At 56.7% G+C, this 15,571-nt stretch carries 19 protein-coding genes; 10 read left to right on the top strand and 9 right to left on the bottom strand.

Annotated elements, in window-relative coordinates; genetic code table 11:
• Positions 1 to 597 carry a LysE family translocator gene (locus tag GOW16_RS20625; RefSeq protein WP_170419162.1) on the bottom strand — a complete coding sequence of 199 codons (597 nt, stop codon included), beginning with the start codon at positions 595 to 597 and terminating at the stop codon, positions 1 to 3.
• A 73-nt stretch (positions 598 to 670) separates the two neighbouring features.
• Here GOW16_RS20625 and GOW16_RS20620 point away from each other — a divergent pair, with 73 nt between their 5' ends.
• The gene (locus GOW16_RS20620) at positions 671 to 1,123 is read left to right on the top strand and encodes an Lrp/AsnC family transcriptional regulator (protein ID WP_170419159.1); all 453 of its coding nucleotides are present in this window, start codon (positions 671 to 673) and stop codon (positions 1,121 to 1,123) included.
• Positions 1,124 to 1,234: 111 nt separating this feature from the next.
• Positions 1,235 to 1,822 carry a PA14 domain-containing protein gene (locus GOW16_RS20615; protein ID WP_170419157.1) on the top strand — a complete coding sequence of 196 codons (588 nt, stop codon included), beginning with the start codon at positions 1,235 to 1,237 and terminating at the stop codon, positions 1,820 to 1,822.
• 39 nt (positions 1,823 to 1,861) lie between these two features.
• Here the strand turns inward: GOW16_RS20615 and GOW16_RS20610 are convergent, their stop codons facing one another.
• Entirely contained in the window at positions 1,862 to 2,824 is a 963-nt protein-coding gene (locus GOW16_RS20610) for an L-malyl-CoA/beta-methylmalyl-CoA lyase (RefSeq protein ID WP_170419155.1), read from the bottom strand.
• Positions 2,825 to 3,119: 295 nt separating this feature from the next.
• Here GOW16_RS20610 and dgcN point away from each other — a divergent pair, with 295 nt between their 5' ends.
• The 3 genes from dgcN to GOW16_RS20595 all read left to right on the top strand — a co-directional run bounded on the left by dgcN (position 3,120) and on the right by GOW16_RS20595 (position 6,033).
• A complete protein-coding gene (dgcN, locus tag GOW16_RS20605; protein ID WP_170419153.1) occupies positions 3,120 to 4,121 on the top strand; it encodes an N-acetyltransferase DgcN in 1,002 nt (333 codons plus the stop codon).
• A gap of 74 nt (positions 4,122 to 4,195) precedes the next feature.
• Complete coding sequence (gene dgcA, locus GOW16_RS20600) at positions 4,196 to 5,161, top strand: N-acetyl-D-Glu racemase DgcA (RefSeq protein ID WP_170419151.1); 966 nt, start codon at positions 4,196 to 4,198, stop codon at positions 5,159 to 5,161.
• Between the two features lie 11 nt (positions 5,162 to 5,172).
• Entirely contained in the window at positions 5,173 to 6,033 is an 861-nt protein-coding gene (locus GOW16_RS20595) for a D-amino-acid transaminase (RefSeq protein WP_170419149.1), read from the top strand.
• Between the two features lie 136 nt (positions 6,034 to 6,169).
• On the opposite strand, the gene GOW16_RS20590 is transcribed toward GOW16_RS20595, so the two are convergent.
• The 4 genes from GOW16_RS20590 to GOW16_RS20575 form a co-directional block, all read right to left on the bottom strand.
• Complete coding sequence (locus GOW16_RS20590; protein WP_170419147.1) at positions 6,170 to 6,772, bottom strand: hypothetical protein; 603 nt, start codon at positions 6,770 to 6,772, stop codon at positions 6,170 to 6,172.
• Between the two features lie 190 nt (positions 6,773 to 6,962).
• On the bottom strand, positions 6,963 to 7,277 hold the full coding sequence (locus GOW16_RS20585) for a DUF1244 domain-containing protein (protein ID WP_170419145.1): 315 nt from the start codon (positions 7,275 to 7,277) through the stop codon (positions 6,963 to 6,965).
• Between the two features lie 77 nt (positions 7,278 to 7,354).
• The gene (locus GOW16_RS20580) at positions 7,355 to 7,594 is read right to left on the bottom strand and encodes a DUF6868 family protein (RefSeq protein ID WP_170419143.1); all 240 of its coding nucleotides are present in this window, start codon (positions 7,592 to 7,594) and stop codon (positions 7,355 to 7,357) included.
• A gap of 87 nt (positions 7,595 to 7,681) precedes the next feature.
• On the bottom strand, positions 7,682 to 8,419 hold the full coding sequence (locus GOW16_RS20575; protein WP_170419141.1) for an N-formylglutamate amidohydrolase: 738 nt from the start codon (positions 8,417 to 8,419) through the stop codon (positions 7,682 to 7,684).
• A gap of 132 nt (positions 8,420 to 8,551) precedes the next feature.
• Here GOW16_RS20575 and pyk point away from each other — a divergent pair, with 132 nt between their 5' ends.
• The 5 genes from pyk to rplT all read left to right on the top strand — a co-directional run bounded on the left by pyk (position 8,552) and on the right by rplT (position 13,007).
• Complete coding sequence (gene pyk / locus GOW16_RS20570; protein WP_170419139.1) at positions 8,552 to 9,997, top strand: pyruvate kinase; 1,446 nt, start codon at positions 8,552 to 8,554, stop codon at positions 9,995 to 9,997.
• Between the two features lie 244 nt (positions 9,998 to 10,241).
• The gene (locus GOW16_RS20565; protein ID WP_170419137.1) at positions 10,242 to 10,679 is read left to right on the top strand and encodes a universal stress protein; all 438 of its coding nucleotides are present in this window, start codon (positions 10,242 to 10,244) and stop codon (positions 10,677 to 10,679) included.
• Between the two features lie 20 nt (positions 10,680 to 10,699).
• Positions 10,700 to 12,244: an alanine/glycine:cation symporter family protein gene (locus GOW16_RS20560; protein ID WP_438826279.1), complete on the top strand. Its 1,545-nt coding sequence runs from the start codon at positions 10,700 to 10,702 to the stop codon at positions 12,242 to 12,244.
• A gap of 182 nt (positions 12,245 to 12,426) precedes the next feature.
• Entirely contained in the window at positions 12,427 to 12,627 is a 201-nt protein-coding gene (rpmI, locus tag GOW16_RS20555) for a 50S ribosomal protein L35 (protein WP_010443552.1), read from the top strand.
• 14 nt (positions 12,628 to 12,641) lie between these two features.
• Positions 12,642 to 13,007, top strand: coding sequence for a 50S ribosomal protein L20 (gene rplT, locus GOW16_RS20550; protein WP_152457001.1), 366 nt, complete (start codon positions 12,642 to 12,644; stop codon positions 13,005 to 13,007).
• A 109-nt stretch (positions 13,008 to 13,116) separates the two neighbouring features.
• Here the strand turns inward: rplT and GOW16_RS20545 are convergent, their stop codons facing one another.
• From GOW16_RS20545 to GOW16_RS20535, 3 genes are all read right to left on the bottom strand, one after another.
• The gene (locus GOW16_RS20545) at positions 13,117 to 13,383 is read right to left on the bottom strand and encodes a hypothetical protein (RefSeq protein ID WP_170419133.1); all 267 of its coding nucleotides are present in this window, start codon (positions 13,381 to 13,383) and stop codon (positions 13,117 to 13,119) included.
• Between the two features lie 124 nt (positions 13,384 to 13,507).
• Positions 13,508 to 13,969, bottom strand: coding sequence for a hypothetical protein (locus tag GOW16_RS20540; protein ID WP_170419131.1), 462 nt, complete (start codon positions 13,967 to 13,969; stop codon positions 13,508 to 13,510).
• Between the two features lie 162 nt (positions 13,970 to 14,131).
• Positions 14,132 to 15,529: an aminotransferase family protein gene (locus tag GOW16_RS20535; RefSeq protein WP_170419130.1), complete on the bottom strand. Its 1,398-nt coding sequence runs from the start codon at positions 15,527 to 15,529 to the stop codon at positions 14,132 to 14,134.
• Between the last annotated feature and the right edge of the window lie 42 nt (positions 15,530 to 15,571).

Genomic DNA, 15,571 nt, shown 5'->3' with positions numbered 1-15,571 from the left:
TCAGTTTGGCCAAAGGACGGGGTAGAGTGAGGCAACCAGCAGAACCGCCATTGTCCAGTTGAAAACCACCAACCGGCGCGGGTTTGTCAGAATTCGCGCCATCTGTTGCCCCAAAAGGGTCCAGGTGCTGACTGATGGCAGGTTCACTGCGCCAAACACCAACGCAACAATGCAAATGGCATAAAGGGTCTGATCCGGTGTGTAGGCGGTGGTGGCCGTCAGGGCCATGGCCCAGGCCTTGGGGTTGACCCATTGAAACGCGGCAGCCTGCAGGAAGGTCATCGGTGTGCCTGTTGCGTCCGCGTCCTTTGCTGGCGCGGCATGCGCGATTTTCCAAGCGAGATAGAGCAAGTATACGACTGAGGCGATTTTAAGGATTGCGTAGCTGACCGGGTAACGGTCAAACAGCTGCACCAAGCCAGTACCGACCAGCAGTACCATGAACGTAAATCCCAGCCCTATGCCAAGCATATGCGGGATGCTTCTACGAAATCCAAAATTTGCCCCGGACGCCATAAGCATAAGATTGTTTGGACCCGGTGTTATGGATGAGACAAAGGCAAAGGCGATCAGGGCCAGAAGGATGTCGTAAGTCATGCGCCGAATAATTGCTGCAAACCGAACAAATGAAATTGCGTTTTAATGCGTGATCTCGTTAGTATCGCAATCAATGGCGAAAATTGATCACATTAACCAGCAAATATTGCGAGAGCTGTCCCAAGACGGCCGCATCAGCAACCTGGATTTGGCGGACCGGGTCGGGCTGTCGCCTTCCGCCTGCCTCCGTCGCGTGCAGGAGCTGGAGCGTTCGGGTGTGATCGCGGGCTACCGCGCAATTTTGAACCCGTCCGCGTTGGGCGTTGGCTTCGTCGCCTATATTGGTGTTGGGCTGGGTGAACATACCAAAGCGGCACAAGAAGGGTTCGAACGGGCATTACAGAGAGCACCTGAAGTGGTCGAATGCCACAATATCACGGGTACCATCGAATACCTGCTGCGCTTGGAGTGTGCGGACTTACCGTCGTACAAGACCTTCCACACCGAAGTTCTGGGAACACTGCCGCATGTGACATCGATTACGTCCTATGTGGTGATGGATTCCCCCAAGGACATGCGCGCCTGAGGCCGGAATTGTGATCTTGAACCGGCTTGCAGGGCGAATTTTCACAGCCTAGTGTCTTTTCAAAGGCCAAAAGGGGATAAACCAAAAAAGGCCGCACACAGGGAGAAGACTATGAATATTGTTCGGATCGGAGCGCTGGCAACTACGCTGGCGGTGACCGCGGGCGCGGCCTTGTCGGAGCCGCTGAAACTTGAGCCTGCGAACCCGCAGCCGTCAGGGCTTAAGTCGGGGTTGAATGTCAAATATGCGTGGGGCGGAGCGCCACCGGCCGGAATACAGTCCGTGACGTCGGCAAAATCTCTGCTCCAAAGCGGCGCCGAACCAGGTAAACCGCTCAGAGGACTGGACTATCGGGACACCCGTAAAGGTGATCCGGTTCTGACGCACCCCGAGCACTACAACGTCGCGGCAGACATCTCGGGCTATATTCGCTTTGATGCGCCCGGTGTTTACGAACTTGAGACCTGGTCTAATGATGGTGTCGAAACCATTATCGGTGGTCATCAGGTTAGCGGCACCACGGGGCGACAGCCCTGTCGGTCCAACGTGCGGTCCGAAGTCGAGGTTCCACAGGCCGGGTGGTATGAACTGAAGATGGTGTACTTTCAGAAATACAGCACCGCCTGCCTGATGATGAAATGGGGCAAGAGCGGCGAAAAGCTGAAATGGGTGCCCAACGACGTGTTCGGTCGCAAATAGGGAATGGTGGTGGGCGCTCTTTTCGAGCGCCCGTTTCTCCTAGCTTCCAGCCGCAATTAATTCGGCCTGCGCAACGATCACTTCGGCCTGTTTGATTGACGCGATGTCGACCAGACGCCCTTTGTAAACGGTTGCGCCTTCGCCATTAGCTTTGGCCTGCTCCATCGCGGCCAGAATCTCGCGCGCTTCGGACACAGCTTCGTCTGAAGGGGTAAAGACCTGATTGGCCAACGCGATCTGTTTGGGGTGGATCGCCCATTTCCCGACCATACCCAGCGTCGCCGAGCGCTTGGCTTGTGCGATATACCCTTCGTCGTCCGAGAAATCGCCGAACGGTCCGTCCACGGGCAGAATGCCGTGTGTGCGACAGGCGGCGACAATGGCTGCCTGTGCCCAGTGCCATGGGTCGGACCAGTGTTTTTCGCCTTCACGCAGCATATAGTAGTTTTCCTGCGTACCGCCGATGCCGGTGGTTTGCATCCCCATCGAGGCCGCAAAATCTGCGGCACCCAGGCTCATCGCCTGCATCCGCGGGGACGAGGCCGCGATTGCTTCGACATGGGCGATACCGGCGGCGGATTCGATGATGACCTCAAAGCTGACCGGTTTGGTGCGACCCTTGGCGCGCTCAATGGCAGTGACTAGTGCGTCCACGGCGTAGACGTCCTCGGCGCAGCCGACCTTGGGGATCATGATTTGATCCAGACGGTCGCCGGCCTGCTCCATCAGATCGACCACATCGCGGTACCAATAGGGCGTGTCCAGACCGTTGATACGCACGGACATGTACTTGTTGCCCCAATCGACTGTGTTCAGTGCTTCGATGACGTTCGCACGTGCGACGTCTTTGTCCGATGGGGCGACCGAGTCCTCGAGGTCGAGGTTGATCACGTCTGCGGCTGACGCGGCCATTTTCGGGAACAGCTTGGTGTTTGATCCCGGTCCGAACAACTGACAACGGTTGGGGCGCGCGGGGGCGGCGGGTTGGATGCGAAAGCTCATCTGGACCTCGTGCGAGAAAGGAAATTACGATTTTCTTGCCTCATGGGGTATTAAATTGCGCAAGCCATAGCAAGCATCTTTGTGCAGCTGCGGCAATGCAATCGCAGCAATTGCTGCGATACAGGAGTAAAACAGCGATTAAAGTTTAATCGCTTTGAAAACTTGAAAGATTCGTGCGCCTTACTCGAATGAGGCGCAAAAATTTCCCGTGTGGCGGGGCGTTGCCAGACGAAAACGCGAAACACTCGTTGAAATCGTCCCCTAGTCTGCGTCGGAATCAGAGGAGTTTACCGCAATGATCGAGACACCGTACCTGCTGTTTTTGGGCGATGCGCCCGACCAATTGGCGGCCAAAGTGGCAGTTGGCATCAAGGACTGGCGTCCTGAAAATGCCGTCGGCCAGTATCGTATGGACGGATGCAAGGCCGATCTGGGCCTGACCGACATGTCCCTGACCGAGGCGAAAGAGGCCGGTGCCAAGACGCTGGTCATCGGCGTTGCCAACCGTGGCGGCGTGATCAGCCAGGAATGGAAGAAGGTTCTGGTCATGGCGCTGGAGGAAGGCTTTGACCTTGCCTCGGGCTTGCATAACCTGCTGAGCGACGAACCTGATCTGGTTGCTGTTGCCGAAGCCACCGGCCGCAAGCTGCACGATGTGCGTGTTCCTTCGGTGGAGTATCCGATTGCAAACGGCATTAAGCGCAAGGGCAAGCGCTGTCTGGCTGTTGGGACCGATTGCTCGGTCGGCAAAATGTACACGGCGATGGCGATGGATGCCGAAATGCGCCAGCGCGGTATGAAGTCGACCTTCCGGGCAACCGGTCAGACCGGCATCCTGATCACCGGGGACGGCGTGCCGTTGGACGCGGTCATCGCGGATTTCATGGCGGGTTCGGTCGAATGGTTGACGCCTGACAATGATGACGATCACTGGGATCTGATCGAAGGGCAGGGGTCGCTGTTCCACGTGTCCTATTCCGGCGTGACCATGGCGCTGATCCACGGCGGCCAGCCCGATGCGCTGATCCTGAGCCACGAGCCGACCCGAGAGCATATGCGCGGGCTGCCGACCTATCAGCTGCCGACGCTGGAAGCGCTGCGTGATACAGCCTTGGCACTGGCAAAGGTCGCGAATCCGGAGTGTCAGGTTGTAGGGGTTTCGGTCAACACCCAGCATATGTCCGAAGAGGACGCCACCGCCTATCTGGCCAAGGTTGAGGCCGAAATGGGTCTGCCTGCGACCGATCCGTTCCGCTTTGGCTCGGGTAAACTGGTGGATGCGCTGGCCGCACTGTGATCTAAGCGGCACGTCGGAGGCGGGGTTGTCCGCCTTCGGCGAAAGCAACTTGAAAAAGATGAAGGAGCGGGCGCGTGCAGGTAGAAGTCTCTCGTGACGTGTTTCGGCTGGCGCAGGTCTTCACGATCTCGCGCGGGTCTCGGACCGAGGCCAAGGTGCTAACGGTTCGGGTTTCTGACGGAACCTATCAAGGATGGGGCGAATGCGTACCCTATGCCCGATACGATGAAACGCTGGATTCGGTCGAGGCCGAGATCGCAGCTTTGCCTGCTGAATTTACCCGCGACAGCCTGATGGATCTTTTGCCTGCAGGCGCGGCGCGGAATGCGGTGGACTGCGCCCTTTGGGATCTGGAAGCCAAACGCGCCGGAAAGCGCGCCTGGGAATTGGCGGGGCTGCCGGTTCCGGGACCAGAGATCACCGCATATACACTGTCGCTTGATACACCGGAAAAGATGCAGGCACAGGCTGCCGCCAACGCGCATCGACCCTTGTTGAAGATCAAGCTGGGAACGCCGGATGACATGCCCCGGCTGGAGGCCGTGCGCGCAGGTGCACCAGATGCCACGATCATCGTCGATGCAAACGAAGGCTGGTCCGCCGCTGTTTACGCGGACCTGGCGCCACATCTGGTGCGTCTGGGTGTCGCCTTGGTCGAGCAGCCTTTGCCTGCAGGTGAGGATGACGCCCTGATCGGAATGGAGCGCCCTGTGCCGGTATGTGCCGATGAGTCCTGCCATGACCGCACCAGCCTTCCCGGCCTCAAGGGCAAGTATGACGTGGTCAATATAAAACTCGACAAGACGGGCGGCCTGACCGAGGCGCTGGCTCTGCGCGAGCAGGCATTGGCCGAGGGCTATCGTGTGATGGTCGGATGTATGGTCGGCAGCTCTCTGGCCATGGCACCTGCGACACTGTTGGCGCAAGGTGCGATGGTGACAGACCTTGACGGGCCACTGCTGTTGGCCGAAGACCGCGACAACCCGCTGATTTTTGATGACGCCGGAGTTCACCCGCCCAAAGCGGACCTCTGGGGCTGAGGAGACAACACATGACCCGCACCGTTTACGTTAATGGCGAATACCTGCCCGAGACCGAGGCCAAGGTGTCCATCTTTGACCGCGGCTTTCTGTTTGCAGACGCCGTCTACGAAGTCACCAGTGTTCTGGATGGCAAACTGATCGATTTTGAAGGCCACGCCGTCCGCCTAAAGAGGTCTTTGGATGAGCTTGAAATGGCCGAGCCCTGCACCAAAGAAGAATTGCTGGAGATTCACCGCAAGCTGGTAGAGCTGAACGGCATCGAAGAAGGGCTGGTCTATCTACAGGTCAGCCGTGGTTCGGATGGCGACCGGGATTTCGTTTTCCCGTCGGCGGATACCAAGCCCAGCCTCGTGCTGTTCACCCAGAACAAGCCAGGTCTGGCCGATAGTCCCGCTGCCAAGAAGGGCGCCAAGATCATCTCGATCGAGGATATCCGCTGGGGTCGTCGCGACATTAAGACCGTACAGCTGCTCTACCCGTCGATGGGCAAGATGATGGCCAAGAAAGCAGGTTGTGACGATGCGTGGCTGGTTGAAGACGGTTATGTGACCGAAGGCACGAGCAACAATGCTTACTTCGTCAAAGACGGCAAGATTGTCACCCGCCCGCTATCGAACGACATTCTGCACGGCATCACCCGCAAAGCCGTCCTGCGCATGGCCGCCGAGGCGCAGATGGAAGTCGAGGAGCGCCTGTTCACTATCGACGAGGCGAAAGAGGCGGATGAGGCCTTCACCACCTCGGCCAGCGCCTTTGTGATGCCGGTGGTCGAAATCGACGGAGTGACATTGGGTGACGGAACGCCCGGCCCAATCGCGAAACGGTTGCGCGAGATTTATCTGGACGAAAGCCGCAAAGCTGCAGTCTAAAGAAAAAGGCTCGCTAAGCTTGGCAAATCACTTACCAGAAGAGATGCAAAGTCAAAACACCCTCGCAGAAATCTAAATCTGTCAGGGTGTTTTTTTGAAGCGTCGGCTGTGCGGGCAAAGCAGACGCCAGATTACTCTAATCGGTTCGTATTCGCTCTACTATCGCGAGGGCTTCTGCGGGTGTAGAAATGTGCTTCATCCCAAGTTTGGCAAGCTCGCTAGCATTCTTCTGAAAATCCTTGGTGTTATTGGTAACAAAAACATCCCGGCCTTGTTGAATGTGCGAATATGCAGAAATTACATCACACCAAGTGTTCCGCCACTTTGACAATTCTTCTGACTGAATTGCATCGTCTGTCATCAGTTTTCCATCAGGCAAGTGGTCTGCAGGTTTTCGCGGAACCAAAGGTGCAATGACACGCCATATTGCGTCCCTATCACGCTCGAATTTCTCACCGTCCCCAACGATGTAACTGAAACCCCAATAGCTTAGACCAAAGATGCCGGGCATAGGAACGAGAGGTAAATCTTGCCATCCAAGTGCTGAAATCCTTTCCTTAAAAACGTTGGCGTTTCCGGGAAAGCGCTTCGATTTGGTGTTTTCGGACGCCGACGCCGCAAGAAGCGCTACTTCGAAGTGCCCCAATCGGTGGAACTTGATCAGTTCAGTAACATTTTCTGCTTGAGGCCGATTCTCCTCAACTTCGATGACACAATTCCAATCCAGCGTAAGCTTCATCTATTACACTCATGTACGCTCTCGTTTGTCAGAGTATAGCATTGGGCAAACTCAATGATCCACGCGAATGCACCGTCGCTAAGGGCTCGAACCTGACGTTAAGGTGTTGCCTTTCGCGCAACTGCTGGCATTTGATCCGCAACACTTCTGGTGGAAGGCTTGGGATTTGGCGGGCTATTACAAAGAGGAGTTAGCTTTTGTTGCCGACGTTCTCTTCGAAAGCGACCTTGAAAGCAGCCTGTTTCTCGGGGCTGGCGTCGGTCTGGAAGTTGGTTTTCCACTCATCCATGGTCATGCCATAGAAAATCTGACGGGCTTCGTCCTTGCCCATCTCGATGCCTTTTTCGTTGGCGGCTTCCTGATACCAGCGGGACAGGCAGTTGCGGCAGAACCCGGCCAGGTTCATCATGTCGATATTTTGCACATCAGTGCGGTCTTCCATCAGGTGTTTCTGTAACCGGCGGAATGCGGCGGCCTGAAGTTCGATTTCGGTTTGCTTGTCCATGGTTTGGCTCCGGATGACAGGAATTCGTGCTGTATGTGACCTAGCGGCCCAAGGACGATGTTTCAACAAACAGCGTATCAGGCCAGTTTCAACGCCAGCCAAGGGGTAATGCAGAAGATCAGCGTCAAAATCTTGTAGTTGGCCAGATACCGAAAATACGCTCGGTTCACTGCGGGGCGCTCCATCTGGAACATTCTGCCGTGTATGCCTGCAATCCAGTCCTGCAACAACAAGATCATCACTGTGGTGAACAGAAGAATCGCGATGTTGAGCACGGCCATCCAACCAAAAACAGCTGTCAGAAATTCCTGAGTCATAGTGGCCTCCTTTCCGCCAATATATGGGGATTGCGGAGGGTGCTCACAATAACGTGAGGATTTGAATCGGTCCCGTAAGACCTTATGTCACAAGCCGCTTTCGTCCAATGCGTCTTGAAGGATTGGAGCCAGCCGCTCGGCCCACTCCCGCTGTCCGGCGCTGTCGGCGATCAGGTCATTGCGCAGTTCGATCAGCGCGTTGGGACGGCCAAAGCTGGTGCAGTGTTTGTCGATCGCATCACCGGGCAGCACGCCGGTGTAGGGTTCGTTGATGCCCACGCAAAGGTCGCACTCGGCCTCAAGGCGGTTGATCAAAGGGCGCGAGAACCGTTCGTCAGGAGTATGTAAAACCCCGATATGCCAGGGGCGCGGATCACGACCCCGCAATTGGCGGGTGAACGAATGCATCGAGATAATCACCGCATGCGGCAACGCGGCCATCTGCGCCAGTGCGTCATGATAGGGGCGATAGCACATGTTCAACCGCCGCTCGCGTTCTGCCGCGTCTGCATGGCGGTTGCCAGGAATGATCGAGCCGTCGTAGAGCTTCATCAACAAGGTCGGGTCATCTTCGCCGCGGTTCGGGTCTATAACCAGGCGGGAAAAATTGGCCGCGATTACGGGTGCATTCAAAAGCTCGCCCAGATGTTTGGATACCTCATAGGCACCGACGTCATAAGCGATGTGGCGTTCCATATCCTCGCGCGGCAGGCCAAGGTCGCCACCATTGATTTCGGGCGGAACGGTGTTGGTCGCGTGGTCGCATGTGATCAGCCAGCGCGAGGGCCGATCCGCGCCATGGATAAAAAACGGGGAATACGTCATAAGCCTGTCATCTAGTTTGACGCAGGTGTAGGGCAGTTGCTTTGAAAAGGGAATTGCGCAATAAGCGGGCTGAGTAATGTTTGCGGTAACATTTGTGCAGAATCAAGAAATGACGATAGGAGAGCCAGACCAATGCGACGCCTGAGAAATGTGAAAATCGTGGCGACGCTGGGACCGGCGTCGAATGACTATGACATGATCCGCGCCCTGCATGAGGCTGGTGCAGATGTTTTCCGCCTGAACATGAGCCATGGCAGCCACGATGAGATCCGCGAACGCCACCGGATCATTCGGCAGGTGGAAAAGGATCTGGATAGTCCGATTGCCATTCTGGCCGATCTTCAGGGGCCCAAGCTACGTGTCGGGGTGTTCGCCAACGATGCAGAGGAACTTGAAGAAGGTGCCGCGTTCCGTTTGGATCTGGACCCTGCGCCGGGTGACATAAATCGCGTTTGCCTGCCGCATCCCGAGATTTTTGCTGCGTTGGAGCCGGGCGCGCGCCTGCTTGTCAACGATGGGAAGATTCGCCTAACCGTACAGGACTGCAGCCAGGATTTTGCCAATTGCACAGTTGAAGTCGGCGGGACTATTTCGAACCGCAAAGGTGTAAATGTTCCTGACGTGGTGCTGCCGTTGGCCGCTTTGTCGGCAAAGGACCGCGACGATCTGGAATTTGTCTGCCAGCTGGGCGTGGATTGGCTGGCGCTGAGCTTTGTGCAGCGTGCCAAGGACGTGTTCGAGGCGCGCGCGCTGGCCGACGGCCGTGCGTCGATACTGTCCAAGATCGAAAAGCCTGCTGCGGTTGAGGCATTCGACGATATTCTCGATGCCTCTGATGGGATCATGGTCGCGCGCGGTGATCTGGGGGTCGAGCTTCCGGTTTCGGCCGTGCCCCCGATCCAGAAACGGCTGGTGCGCAAATGCCGTGGGGCGGCAAAGCCAGTAATCGTGGCGACTCAGATGCTGGAGAGTATGATCGAAAGCCCGATGCCCACGCGGGCCGAAGTTTCGGACGTGGCAACGGCAATCTACGAAGGCACGGATGCAATCATGCTCAGCGCGGAATCGGCTGCCGGTTCCTATCCGATCGAGGCCGTGCAAACGATGAACAAGGTCGCTATCGAGGTCGAGGCTGACCCGACCTATACGCAGATCATAGCGGCGTCCCGGACTGCGAAGGGAACGACGATTGCGGACGGTATTGTGGCCGCCGCGCGTGAGATTGCAGAAAAAACAGATATCAAGGCAATCTGCTGTTTTACCCAAAGTGGCACCACCGCTCTGCTGACGGCGCGGGAACGTCCCGGTGTTCCGATTATTGCGATGACGCCCGCCACAGGAACCGCGCGACGCCTGTGCCTGAGCTGGGGATGTCATTGCGTGATGACGCCCGAGTTGGAGCGGTTTAAAGGCGCTGTCGTTAACGCGGCCCGTGCGGCCCGTGCCGGAGGGTTCGCATCCGAAGCCGATCAAATCGTAGTGACTGCCGGTGTGCCTTTCAACGTCCCGGGAACGACCAATATTTTGCGTATCGCGCCTTGCGATGAACGGCTGATCTACAACACTGATCCCGGGTAACAGTTGCGATGCCGGGCCGTGAAAAGCTGGTATCAAACCGATACGCCTAAATTTTAGGCAGAAAAAGTATATTAATTTCAATAAGATACTGAAATAACGGTTGTGTTCGGAAGATAACTCTCTGTTTTTGAGGGTTTTTCCGGGATACTCGGGCGCATGGGCGGTCCACTTAATAAGTTCCAGGTTCCGGCTGCCCTGCCGGGGGCACGGGTCCCGGCATAACAAAAATTATTGGAGGAACGTCATGACAACGAAAATTGTCATTGGACTGGACGGGACAGAAACCGGAGAACGCGCCATCGCCTTTGCCAAAGATCTGGCGAGCCGAATTGGCACGTGTGAACTTCTGGTTGTTTATGTCATCGAATGGTCCCCATTCACTTTTCAAACCCCTGAGGAGAACGCGTTGCGGCACAAGCGGCGTGAAGAAGAAGTCGAGCTCGCGACGAACCGGATTGTTACCCCGGCCGTCGAGGCCCTCACTGCAGATGGTTACACAGTGCACGGTATCGTGCGTCATGGCGATGTGGCCGAAACTCTGAACGCGATAACCGTCGAAAATGGCGGCACGCAGATCATCGTCGGGCGCGCCTCGGCCGATGGGTTCAAGAAACGCTTGTTTGGCAGCTCGACCCAGAATCTGGTCATGCACGCCGATGTGCCAGTCACTGTTGTGAACTGAGGGGAGGGATGAGAATGACTATGTTTAAACATCTCTGGCTGGCGGCAATTGCTGCCTTGTTGGCCGCTCCTGCGATGGCGCAAGAGGCACCCGGGCTGGACGACAAGATCAATCAGGCATTCGCCGATTTCACCGGGCCATTTGTCAGCTTTATCTTTGCGCCTTTTCCGGGAACCGGTTTTCCGTGGATCGTGGGCTGGTTGGTCGTCGCGGCGACAGTATTTACGCTGTATTTTGCCTTTGTGCAGCTTCGGTTCTTTGGCCACGCAATCAGCCTTGTAAAAGGTGACTATTCGGATCCCAACGATGCGGGTGAGGTCAGCCACTTTCAGGCTCTGGCCACGGCCCTGTCGGGTACGGTCGGTCTGGGCAATATCGCCGGTGTGGCGGTGGCTGTCGGTATTGGCGGACCGGGCGCAACGTTCTGGATGATCGTAGCGGGCCTGCTGGGCATGGCGTCGAAATTCACCGAATGTACGCTGGGCGTGAAGTACAGGAACGAATACGAAGACGGCACCGTTTCGGGTGGTCCGATGTACTATATGTCCAAAGGATTTGATGAACTGGGCTTGCCGGGTGGCAAGATCCTGGCCGTGCTGTTTTCGATCTTCTGTATTCTGGGCGCGTTGGGCGGGGGCAATATGTTCCAGGCCAATCAGGCGCACCAGCAGATTGCTGGTATCACCGGAGATTATCCCGGCTGGATCACCGGTCTGGTCTTTGCAGGCATCGTGTTTGCAGTGATCGTGGGAGGACTGAAATCCATCGCACGGGTGACTGAAAAGGTCGTGCCGTTCATGGGTGTCATGTATGTCGCTGCGGCGCTGGTGATCATCATAATGAACGCAGATCAAATCGGTTGGGCCTTCGGTCAAATCTTCGCAGGTGCCTTCACCGGCCTTGGTGTCGCGGGCGGTATGGTCGGCGCGCTGATTCAGGGCTTCCGTCGCGCAGCGTTCTCGAACGAAGCTGGCGTTGGTTCTGCGGCGATTGCGCACTCTGCAGTTCGGACCAAAGAGCCGATCACCGAAGGGTTCGTCTCGCTGCTTGAGCCGTTCATCGACACAGTCGTGATCTGTACGATGACAGCGCTGGTGATCATCATCACGCAGCAGCTGATCGTTGATCCGGAAACAGGCAAATACATGTTGAACGAGGCAGGCAATGCGATCGCTACGGTCGATGGTAACTCGGGCGTCAGCCTGACTTCTGCCGCCTTTGGCAGTGCGTTCAACTGGTTCCCGTATGTGCTGGCGATTGCAGTGGTCTTGTTTGCCTTCTCAACCATGATCAGCTGGTCCTATTACGGCCTCAAGGCCTGGACCTATCTGTTCGGCGAAGGCCACACCAAAGAGCTGGTGTTCAAGGTCATCTTCTGCATCTTCGTTGTCATCGGGGCCGCGGCCAACCTTGGTCCGGTCATCGACTTCTCTGATGCGGCGATCTTTGCGATGGCTGTCGTGAACGTCTTTGCGCTGTACTTCCTGATGAAGGTGGTGCGGGAAGAACTGGCTTCCTACGCATCACGACTGAAGAGCGGCGAAATCCGCAAATTCGAACATTAAACCAATGCACCGGGGCGGCGCGTGTCGCCCCGGTGCCTGATCAGGCTGCAAAAAGCGCAGATTCTGGTCCAAACCCCCTTGCCAGTATGACCGAACTTGCGTAAACGGCGCTTCTGATCGCGTGACCGGCCGAGATGGCATGCCGAGTCGCGTCTGAAACCGAACCCCGAAAGGAGACGGAAATGCCTAAGATGAAGACCAAGTCGAGCGCCAAGAAGCGCTTTAAGGTGACTGCGACCGGTAAGGTCCTTGCTGGCCAGGCCGGCAAGCGTCACGGCATGATCAAGCGGACCAAGAAGTTCATCCGCGACGCCCGTGGCAACACCACCCTGTCCGCCCCCGACGCCAAGATCGTCAAGGGCTACATGCCCTACGACCGCTAAGAGGAGATTAAGAGATGTCCCGCGTTAAAGGTGGAACCGTAACTCACGCCCGTCACAAGAAGGTTATCAAGGCCGCCAAAGGTTACTATGGCCGCCGCAAGAGCACCTTCAAGGTTGCCCGTCAGGCCGTCGACAAGGCGAACCAGTACGCAACCCGCGACCGTAAGAACCGCAAGCGCAACTTCCGCGCTCTGTGGATCCAGCGTATCAACGCTGCTGTCCGTTCGCATGACGAAGCACTGACATATTCCCGCTTCATCAACGGCCTGAACCTGGCCGGTATTGAAGTGGACCGCAAAGTTCTGGCCGACCTGGCCGTGCACGAACCGGAAGCGTTCGGCGCGATCGTCGCCAAAGCTCAGGCTGCTCTGACTGCCTGATCTTCTGAAAAGAGACAGTGAATGAAGGGCCGTCCCGCCAGGGGCGGCCTTTTTCTATTTGGGCGAAGTTTTGTGGGTTTCTGTTTGAGAAGCTGAAGCTGGTTTACTACTACTGGCGGTGGTCAGAGCTCCGATATCTGTGGCTCCAGCCGTCTTCATACTCCCCCAATACTCTGGACAGCTCTAACAGTGACGCAAAGACGCGAGCATACACATCCCGTGACAGCAATGGCTTATTGTCGTCCAGTAGCTGAACAATCTTGACGATATCCGAGGCGATCACCTCGTAGACTTGTTTGTCCGCGGGCGTTGGGTCCAATGTCCAGATATTGCGTTCGTCATAGTACTTGGCTGGCTTTGGTTCGTCATTTTCCATTCAGCGGTGCCTCCAGTTTGAAGCACACTTGGAAGTGAAGAGAGCACAGACAATAGTTATGGCGTGAAGTCACAAGAAAATGGCGACGGCAACAAAGTCATTCTGATTGAAGATTCTCAGAGACTTATTTTTCGCTGCCTTTCTTCACCAACTGCGCCGCAAACGATACGCCCGTTCCCGGTCCGGCATAGGTGACCATAATCACGTCATCCAAATAAACACCGTTGAAAATCCCGGATGAGACATCGTCGCCGGATATCCCCGCCTCGGCCAAAACAAAGCGGGTGGGGTCGTCCAGGCTGAACGTGCCCATTGCCTCTTCAACGATCCATTCCTCATCGCCGATGCGACGCCAGCGATTGGTAGCAGTGATGAGGTTGCCGTCCAGCTTGGTGACTTCCAGCTCCATCTCGGTCTTCAGCAGGCCTTTCTTGTGGTTTGGATTCGATTTGGCGAAAGCCACCAGATAAGTGCCGTGCCAGGTGCCGACGATCTGGGGAAAGCCGCTGCCTTCATCGGCCGTGGACGGGGTGGCGACCGCAAGAATGGCCACTGCGGCGAGGCTCCGGATAAGCTTGAGTACCATTGGTCACGTCTCCTGCGTTTGGGGTGAGGTGAGCACAGGGTACCTGAGCTGACGCTTTTGACAAACCCGCGCGAGCAAACACAAAAAACCGGCGCGGTGGGCGCGCCGGTTTAAGTTCATCTGCCGAAGTGCGTGAGTGATGGCAGATGTTTTCAGTTACGTTCAGCCGAATACACGACCCAGTGCGCCGTCGACCGCATCGGTGATCTGGTCAATGTCGTCTGCGGTTGCAATCAGTGCAGGGGAGAAGCACAGCGTGTTGTTGCGGCTGGGGATCGAGCGGTTAGTGGCCCCGATGATAACGCCCTGCGCCATACAATCGGCAACGACCGCCTGAACCTTTTTCTCGTCCATGGGCTCCTTGGTAGCACGGTCTGCAACCAGTTCGGCACCTAGGAACAGACCCTTGCCGCGCACGTCGCCGATAACTTTGTGCTTTTCCATCAGCGCCTGCAGGTTGCCCAGCATCCGGTTGCCCATGTCGGTGCAATTCTGCAGCAGGTTCTCGTCTTCGATGATGCGCATGTTCTCGATCGCAGCGGCCGGACCGGCGGTGCAGCCACCAAAGGTCGAGATGTCGCGGAAATAGCTCAGCGGGTCCGACATGTCGTCTTTGAACATGTCAAAGACTTCTTCGGTGGTGACCATTACGGCAATCGCCGCATAGCCCGAGGCAACGCCTTTGGCCATGGTCACGAAGTCGGGCTTGATGCCGTACTGCTGATAACCGAACCAGGTGCCGGTCCGACCCACGCCGCAGACAACTTCGTCGATGTGCAGCAGGATGTCGTACTTCTTGCAGATTTCCTGCACGCGCTCCCAGTAGCCTGCGGGCGCTTCGATCACACCGCCGCCTGCGGTCACCGGCTCAAGGCACAGTGCGCCAACGGTTTCCGGGCCTTCGCGCAGGATCACCTCTTCGATGGCGTCTGCGGCTGCTTTGCCGAATGCCTCGCCGGACAGGTCTTCCATGCCCAGCTCGTGCTTACGGTATTCCATGCAGTGCGGAACACGGATGAAGTCAGGTGCGAAGGGACCGTACTGCGCGGTACGCTCGTCCTGACCGCCTGCGGACATGGTCGCCAGGGTCGAGCCGTGGTAGTCGCGGTCACGGTACAGGATCTTGGTTTTCTTGCCGCCATAGCGCTTGTGCGCAATCTGACGAACCATCTTGAACACCTTCTCGTTCGCTTCGCTCCCTGAGTTGGTGTAGTAAACGCGGCTCATGCCGGGCATTTTGCTGATCAGCTTTTCAGCAAAGATCGAACCGGGGATCGAACCTGCGGTATTGGCGAAATAGCACAGCTTCATCAGTTGGTCGTGAACCGCCTTACAGATCGATTCGCGGCCATAGCCGACGTTTACGGTCCAGACGCCACCGGACACGGCATCCAGATGCTCTTTGCCGTTCTGGTCCCAGACGCGCATGCCTTTGCCTTCGACAATGATCTTGGGATCATTGGTTTCCAATGGCTTATGCTGCAGCAGGTGGTGCCAGATATGGGCGCGGTCGGCCTCGACCACGTGCGAGAGATCGTTTTCGTTGAACGTGCCGTCCATGACATGTCCTTTCAAAATGGCTGGGGCGCGGGCGGCAAAATA

Origin of the sequence: Ruegeria atlantica (genome assembly GCF_013033965.1) — a bacterium.
Lineage (GTDB): Bacteria > Pseudomonadota > Alphaproteobacteria > Rhodobacterales > Rhodobacteraceae > Ruegeria > Ruegeria atlantica_D.
The sequence above is the reverse complement of the archived record's forward strand: the minus strand, read 5'-3'. Positions and strand labels throughout refer to the sequence as shown.